Genomic DNA, 7758 nt, shown 5'->3' with positions numbered 1-7758 from the left:
GATCTCGCCCTGGACGTAGGGTCGCACGTCGCTGTCGGGGCCGTAGTAGTCGACGTTGCCGCCCGTGATCGGGAACGAGAACGTGCCGTCGGTGAAGGTCGCGGTGCCCACCACGCCGGGGGTGAGGCCGAGGGTCGTGAGGGCCTCGACGAACGACGCGTCGACGGCGACCTGGGTGTCGACACCGTTCGACAGGTCCGGGATGGACGCCGCGGGCAGGAGGCTCTCGCCGGGGCCGGGTTCGCGGGTCTGGTTGACGGGGTGCGTCGGAGCCGTGTTGTTGCTCTCGGAGTCCGAGGTCGAGGCGCAGGCCGCGAGCGAGAACACGAGGGCTCCGGTGGCGACGACACCGAGGACGCCTCGGCCGAGGGGGGAACGGAAGGGGGTGCGCATGAGTGGTCCTTGTCTGTGCTGCCCGGTGGGGTTGATCGGTGTTCGACGCCCGGGCCGCGTCGGATGGGGCGAGGGGGCGACCCGGCAGGTGCGCCCCCTCGCGGTGCTCAGTCCTGTTCGGAGAAGAAGCGGTCGACCTTGCGGTGGTACCGCTGACCCAGCAGGCCGCCGAGGACGGCTCCGGCGAAGCTCAGCACGACGACGAGGGCGAGCCCGATCAGACCGGCGAGGGACGACGACTGCAGGTCGTCCATCGAGGGCACGAACGGGTTCGGCGACGACGAGTCACCGGACTGGGTGCCGACGACACCCACGACGACGGCCAGGACGATGGTGATGACCACGCCCCAGAGCCAGGTCGCGAGGCCCTGCTTGAAGCCGCTGAAGCGCGCGATGCGCGACGCCGTGTACCCGCCGACGAGGTACCCGAAGAAGATGATCGCGAGCACCACGATGCCCGAGGTCAGCGCCAGCACGTCGGCGTTGTCGGCCGTGAAGCTGCGCAGGTCGGTCATCGCGGTCGACCCCGAGGCGACCCCGCCCCAGGCCGCCAGGACGCCGCCGAAGATCGTGATCATGACGAGGCCGAAGCCCGTCGCGGCGAACCAGCCGAGCAGACCGGCGCCGAAGCGGATGCCGCCGAACTCCTCTTTCTGCTGGGCGAGCAGCTCACGGCGCACCGACACGTGGTCGATGCCGGAGTCCTTAATCAGGGGGTAGGCGTGGGAGCCGGTGTCGCGACCGGCGGCGGCACCCGCAGCCGCGCCTCCTGCTGCTGCCGCGGTCGGTGCGACGGCGGTGGGGGCGTCCTGGCCGAACGAGGGCTGACGCTCGGCCGCGGCGCGGTCGGTGGCGTCGCGCTCGGCGTCCGAGCGGTCGTCGACCCACCCGTCGTGCGAGGACGAGGAGGCGCCGGTCGCCGCGGTCGCGGACGCCGCGGTGGCCGTGTCGTCACGCCGGTCACCCGTGGCGGGGTCCCCGGCGCGGGCGGCCTCGGCGGCACGGAGGGCCTCGTCGTCGTGCAGCGGTCGGCGCGTGCCGTCGGAGGAGGCGGACCAGGCACGCTGGGCGGGCTCGGTCGGAGCCACCATCGGGATCGCCTCGGTGGGACGGCCGGACGAGGCCGCGTCCCGGTCGGACTCGGAGAGGACCTCGGTGTCGCGCGCGTCGGGGTCGGCCGACGAGCCGGCATCGGTCGACGCGTCGGCGTCGGCGGGTCGATCGGACGCCGTGTCGCCGGGGACGTACTCGGCGGGCACCGACTCGGGCAGCGCCTCCTCGTCGGACGGGGCGGGAGCGCCGGACGCATCGCCGGTCGCACGGGCCTCGGCCACGACCCGGCGGTCCTCGGCGTCGGCGATCGGGGCCTGCTGCGTGGGGGCGTCGCCGCCGAAGTCGACGGCGGGGGGCTGCTGCGTCGGGGCGTCGCCGCCGAAGTCGACGGCGGGGGGCTGCTGCGTCGGCACCTCGGAGCCGTACGGCACCTCGGTCTGCTCGACCGTCTCGCCGGTCTCGTCGGACCGCGGGGCGTCGTTCGTGTCGCCGTGCTGGGGATCGCGTCCCTCGTGGTCGGGGCGGTCGCGCCGCGGATCGTTCGCGTCGGTCATGGCTCACTCCTGTCGGTGGGGTCGTTCCCTGGATCTGTGATCCGCCTGAACGTTACGCCCGAACGGCACCCCGGGCCGGGAGCCCCCGCCCTGACCCGGAGGACTCACGGGCCCGGACGAGCCGGTAGCGTGGACCGGACCGCCGAGCGACGAAGGACGACGACGTCATGACCGACACCAGCCAGATCCCCTCCGACCCGACCGCGACCGACCCCGCGGCGACGGCCCGCCGGGGCCCGGCGGCCGGCCGCACGCGACCCAAGCCCGACATCGCCCGGTCGTGGCTGCTGGTCCCCGGCACCGCCCCCGACCGTTTCGACTCGGCGCAGGCCTCACGCGCCGACCAGATCGTCCTCGACATCGAGGACGCGGTCGACCCGGCCCGCAAACCCGCCGCGCGCGACGACGTCGTCGCCTGGCTGACGGGCGGCGGCGAGGCCTGGGTGCGCATCAACGACCGCTCGACCGACTTCTGGTCCGACGACGTCGACGCCCTCATGGGCCTGCCCGGGCTGCACGGCGTCATGCTCGCCAAGACCGAGGCACCCGAGCACGTCACCGAGACCTTCGACCGCCTCGGAGGCGCGGTGCCCGTGCTCGCGCTCGTCGAGTCGGCCCTCGGCATCGAGGAGAGCCCCGCCATCGCCAAGGCCCGCGGCGCGTTCCGGCTCGCGTTCGGCAGCGGCGACTACCGCCGCGACACCGGCACGAGCGCCGACGACCTGGCCATGGCCTACCCCCGCTCACGCCTCGTCGTCGCCAGCCGCATCGGCGGGCTGCCCGGCCCGATCGACGGCCCGACGGTGGGCAGCAGCCACCCCGTCCTGCGCGAGCAGTCCGGTGTCGCGGTCGCGCTGGGCCTGACCGGCAAACTGTGCCTCGACGTCGAGCAGCTGCCCGTGATCAACGAGGTCATCAGTCCCACCCCGTCCGACGTCGCCTGGGCGCAGGACTTCCTCGCCGACTTCGAGGGCCGCGGCCGGGTCATCCGCGACGGCAGCGACCTGCCCCGCCTCGGCCGGGCGCAGAAGATCCAGAAGCTCGCCTCGGCGTTCGGGGTGCAGCCCGCGAGCTGACCGCACGACCGAAGGAGGCGCGTCCCACCCGGGATGCGCCTCCTTTTTTTCGTGCCCGGAACACGATCGAGGCATTGACACGCGATAGTCAGCGACATATCTTTGACACATCGCGACAGGACGTCACGATGACGACTTCTCTCCACCTGACCCGAAAGGAGTACCCCATGGGTACCGACTTCACCACCGAGAACCACGGCGACCCCCGTCGCCGGCACCACGACTTCCCCGACGCCCGACGCGACCTCCCCGGCCGCGGCGAGGGTCACGGCCGCTTCGGCCGTCCGTTCGGCCGCGGGTTCCGCCCCGGCCCCGGCCCCGGCTTCGGCAGCTTCGGCCCCGGTTTCGGCCCCGGCGGCCCGGGCTTCGGCCCCGGCGGCTTCGGGCCTGGCCGCGGCGGACGCGGCCGGGCCCGACGCGGCGACGTGCGCCTCGCGATCCTCTCGCTTCTTTCCGACGCCCCGTCGAACGGCTACGGCCTGATCAAGGCGATCGCCGAGCGCACCGACGGCGCGTGGAAGCCCAGCCCCGGCTCGGTCTACCCCACGCTGCAGCAGCTCGTCGACGAAGAACTCATCTCGTCCGACGAGGCCGCGACCACGAGCGCCTTCACGCTGACCGAGGCGGGCAGGGCCTACGTGGCCGAGCACGCCGACGAGATCGAGAAGGCCTGGGCCGCGACGGCCGACGACGCCAGCGACACCGACCGCGAGTTCCAGACCAGCCTCATGAAGCTGATGGGCGTCGTGAAGCAGTTCCACCACGACGGCAGCGAGGCCCAGCGGGCCGCCGCCACCGCCAAGCTCGACGAAGCCCGCCGTGCGCTCTACACGATCCTGGCGGACTGAGCCCTCGCGGACTGAGCCCTCGCGGGCTGAGCCCTCGCGGGCTGGGCCCTCGCCTGTCGGTGACGTGAGCATCCGAGGAGGCGCGGTGTGGGGATCCCCCGCATCGCGCCTCCTTCGCGTGGTCGCGGCGCCGACCGGACCGATGTCAGGGGTCGTGGGCAGGATGGCCCCACGAGAACGACGACCTGCCGGAGGCGCCCATGAGCACCAGAGACGACCCCACCACCGCGAACCCCGTCGGGCTCGATCGTGCGGGGTACGACCCTTCGTTCCTCACGGTCGACGTGCCCTTGCCGGCCCTCCACACGCTCGCGCGAGAGCTGCCGTACGTACACTTCACGGTGCTGCTCGACCCCGTCCGGCGGTTGGCCGCCCTGACGGCGGTCAACATCGACGGGTCGTCGCTGCTCGACCTCGGCCGAGGCGACGACTGGCACCTCGACGAACGCGTGCCCGACGACGAGCAGACGGGTCCCGAGGTCTACGCCTCGAACGACCTCGACCGGGGGCACCTGGTCCGCCGCCGCGACCCGGTCTGGGGCGAGCCGGTCGTCGCGGCCGCGGCGAACGTCGACACGTTCAGCTTCACCAACGCCGCACCGCAAGCCGCCGAGTTCAACCAGTCGAGAGAACTCTGGCTCGGCCTCGAAGACCAGGTGCTGCAGTACGCCTCCACACACCGGCAGCGGTTGACGGTGTTCACGGCACCCGTGCTGCTCGACGACGACGCGCCCTACCGCGGCATCCGCCTCCCGCGTCGGTTCTTCAAGATCGCGGCGTGGACGACGTCGGACGGCGGTTCGCTGCGCACGGCGGCGTACCTGCTCGACCAGTCCCCCGAGCTCGACGGCGTCGACCTCGAGGCCGCGTTCGCCCGCGCGCACGAGCAGGGCGACCCACCGCCACTCGGGCCGTACCGCACCTACCAGGTACCCGTCCGTGACATCGCCGAGATGACCGGCTTCGACCTCGCGCAACTCGCCGAGGCCGACACCCTGCGACCCGTGCCCACGATCGAGCCGCCGGACGGCATCCGCGAGGGGTGGGTGCCGCTGACGTCGGTCGACCAACTGTCGTTCTGAGACCGGCGACCCCGGCTCATCCAGGGGGCTCGCATCGACTCGTGCCACGATTCTCGGGCCATGGCACCGAACGACCCAGATCCCGTCGACCCCGTCGAGCCCTCCGACGCCGCGTCACGCGGCGACGCCCGACCACTGCCGCCCGAGATGCCCGTCAGCCTGACGATCCTGCGCGACGAGGACGCCCCTCCGGTCCGGGCCGCGCCGTGGCGAGAGGTCCGGGTGGCCTTCCTCGTGCCGACCACCTCGACCGATGCGGCCTCCGGCGTCCGGCACCTGCTCGACGAACCCGAACTGCACTTCTCACCCGGGTTGCGCCAGGGGACGCTGGCGCTCATGCCCCGCCGTTCGGCGCTCCTCCGGGTCGTGCTCGAGTGGGAGTGGTCGGTCGAGGCCGCGTCCTTCTCCGTGAACTCCTTCGAGCCCGAGCCCTTCACGTCCGACGAACGAGACGCTCTCGAGTCGTGGTTGCGGGCGACGGCCCGCAGGCTCCACGTGTTCGAGGGGGCCCTCGCACGAGCTGTCGCCCGGGTCGACCACGACGTGGCGCGGGGCATCGACACGAGCTCTCCCGAATCCTCGTCGGCCGGCGCCGCGGCCGTGGCGCGGGCAGCAGGAGCGATGGGGAGTTCTTCCGGTCCGGACGATTCTCGGCCCGGGGGCTCCCGAGCCGCCGATCTCGCGACGGCCGGCCCGGCCGCCACGACGATGCGGACGGCCACCCTCGGCACGAGGCTCGCCTCCCCCGCCGCCGGAGCCCCCCACCCCGTGGTCGACGTCACCCTGCCGGACGCGAGCGACCCCGGCTGGGAGGTCTTCGTCGACGCCACGAGCGGTCAGACCCTCGGCTACCGCCGGACCCTCGACGACGACGGCAACGCCTACGCGTTCAGCTACCTCGTGGCCGACGACGTCGACGACGTCACACCCGACGACCTGGTCGACTGGCACGACCAGCACATCCAACGACAACTGCTCGTCGAGGACGCCCGCCAGGCGTACGTACACCTGCTCGCCGGGCTCGAGCCGCCCGTCTCGGTGCAGTACACGGTCTGACCGGCCAACGCCGTGCCTCCTCGTCGACGGTCCGACCGACCCGCGCCGCGCCTCCTGGCCACCGGTTCTGCCCGCGCGGCTGGCTCTCGTGCACTCCTCGTCCGGCGCCGCACCCGGTTGACGTGCAATTCGCGACCTCGGGCAACCCCTCAGGCGTGCCGAACCCGACAACAGCCCGACGACGCGCCGCTGACGTACCCCTCAGGACGGCGTGTCGACCCCCGGATGTCGCGAATTGCACAAGGGGCGGCAAGCCGCAGGGGGCCGTAGGGAAGAGGGACGGGGGAAGAGGGGGCCGGGGACGGTCGAGCCCAGGTCAGGGGGCGACGTCGACGATGGCGACGAAGCGGGTGCCGACGCCGTCGACCTCGGCGCGCACGACGCCCGGCTCGGGCTCGGGCAACTCGTCCGCGCCGTGGTCGTCACAGCTGAGGTAGGTGTACTCGGGCCACCACTTCTTGGGGCGGGCGGCCTCGTGGTAGCCGCAGACGACGCACTCCAGCTCGACCCAGACCGGCTTGCCCGTGCGGTTCGCGCGGGACTGCACCAGCCAGGGCGGCGGCGTCCGTTCCATCGCGACGAGCTCGTCGACCGTCATCTTCGGCGGCAGCCCGTGGCGCTTGGCCATCTCGAGGGGGATGTCCAGTCGCAGGGCGGCGTCTCGTCGCGTGATCACCCGCACACGCTACCCGCCCGCCCGCGTCCGCCGCGAGCAGCATGTCTGTTGCCACGCGCAACACCCGGCGTCAAGTCGGCCAGAGTGCCGACTTGCCCCCGGACGGGGGCCAGGCGGAAGCTCGACCCAGGCGGGACGTGCCCGATCCACCGGGTCGGTCGATCACCGGACCGCCCGGCCGGCACCGCAGGCCGGCACCACCCGACACGCACCACCCGAACCAAGGGGAACCACATGAAGAAGTTCGTCGCCGCCGCCCTGACCGCCGCGGCCCTCGCCGTCGGATCGCTCGGGGTCTCGACCTCCGCCGTCGCCGCCGGCCCCGACAACACGATCCGGTCGACGGACATCGTCGGCGGCCAGAAGGCACCCACGACGCCGTGGGCCGTGCAGCTGGTCTTCCGGACCGGGGGCACCGCGAGCTACGCCTGCACCGGCGAACAGATCAACGCCAGCTGGGTGCTGACCGCCCGCCACTGCATCGACGGCGTCACCTCGATGCAGGTCTACCACTCGAACAGCACGACGAACCCGGGCACCGCGATCGCCGTCGACCGCGTCGCCGCCGCCCCCGCGGGCGACATCGCGCTCGTGCACCTGAGCCAGTCGAAGACCCTCGGCAGCTACCCGTCGCTGAACCTCGGGTTCCAGGCGACCTCGTCGGGCAGCGGCACGATCATGGGCTACGGCCTGCGCGCGAACTCGGTGCAGTCCGACGGCCTGTACCAGGCGACGGTCGGCCTCACCGGCCGCAGCACCGACGCCTACGGCGGGGTCGCGCAGCACCTGAACGGCACCACCGGCGCGGCGAACCACGGTGACTCGGGTGGCCCCCTGATCGTGAACGGCCAGATCGTGGCCGTCTGCTCGACCGGCGACGAGGCCGACCCGGGCGCGAACACCCGCGCCGGGTCGAACTACGCCGTGCTGTCGCAGAGCGCGAGCTGGATCCGCTCGACGGCCGGCCTCTAGTCCGCCGGCGGGCCGGTCCGTCGGCGACGAACGACCACGGACGCCCGG

General features: G+C 72.8%; 7 protein-coding genes and 1 pseudogene. 5 read left to right on the top strand and 3 right to left on the bottom strand.

Annotated features, from left to right (window positions below):
- Nucleotides 1–393, bottom strand: a pseudogene (locus tag ASE87_RS01220) (hypothetical protein); the annotation flags it as partial.
- Between the two features lie 107 nt (nt 394–500).
- Nucleotides 501–2000, bottom strand: coding sequence for a CvpA family protein (locus ASE87_RS01215; protein WP_056225308.1), 1500 nt, complete (start codon nt 1998–2000; stop codon nt 501–503).
- A 167-nt stretch (nt 2001–2167) separates the two neighbouring features.
- On the opposite strand from ASE87_RS01215, the gene ASE87_RS01210 reads away from it, so the two are divergent.
- The 4 genes from ASE87_RS01210 (at nt 2168) to ASE87_RS01195 (ending at nt 6062) form a co-directional block, all read left to right on the top strand.
- Nucleotides 2168–3076, top strand: a complete 909-nt coding sequence (locus tag ASE87_RS01210; RefSeq protein WP_082452224.1) for a CoA ester lyase — start codon at nt 2168–2170, stop codon at nt 3074–3076.
- 167 nt (nt 3077–3243) lie between these two features.
- Entirely contained in the window at nt 3244–3924 is a 681-nt protein-coding gene (locus ASE87_RS01205; RefSeq protein WP_056225305.1) for a PadR family transcriptional regulator, read from the top strand.
- Between the two features lie 200 nt (nt 3925–4124).
- Nucleotides 4125–5006 (top strand): DNA/RNA non-specific endonuclease, encoded by an 882-nt coding sequence (locus ASE87_RS01200; protein WP_043596220.1) that lies wholly within the window; start codon nt 4125–4127, stop codon nt 5004–5006.
- A gap of 60 nt (nt 5007–5066) precedes the next feature.
- Nucleotides 5067–6062, top strand: a complete 996-nt coding sequence (locus ASE87_RS01195; protein WP_056225302.1) for a hypothetical protein — start codon at nt 5067–5069, stop codon at nt 6060–6062.
- Nucleotides 6063–6378: 316 nt separating this feature from the next.
- Here the strand turns inward: ASE87_RS01195 and ASE87_RS01190 are convergent, their stop codons facing one another.
- Nucleotides 6379–6738, bottom strand: a complete 360-nt coding sequence (locus tag ASE87_RS01190; protein ID WP_043596232.1) for a hypothetical protein — start codon at nt 6736–6738, stop codon at nt 6379–6381.
- A gap of 234 nt (nt 6739–6972) precedes the next feature.
- On the opposite strand from ASE87_RS01190, the gene ASE87_RS01185 reads away from it, so the two are divergent.
- Nucleotides 6973–7710, top strand: a complete 738-nt coding sequence (locus ASE87_RS01185; RefSeq protein ID WP_056225299.1) for a trypsin-like serine protease — start codon at nt 6973–6975, stop codon at nt 7708–7710.
- Nucleotides 7711–7758 lie beyond the last annotated feature (48 nt).

The sequence above is a fragment of the Frigoribacterium sp. Leaf44 genome, from assembly GCF_001421865.1.
Lineage (GTDB): Bacteria > Actinomycetota > Actinomycetes > Actinomycetales > Microbacteriaceae > Frigoribacterium.
Note: the sequence above shows the minus strand (reverse complement) of the source record. Positions and strands in the feature narration are given on the sequence as shown.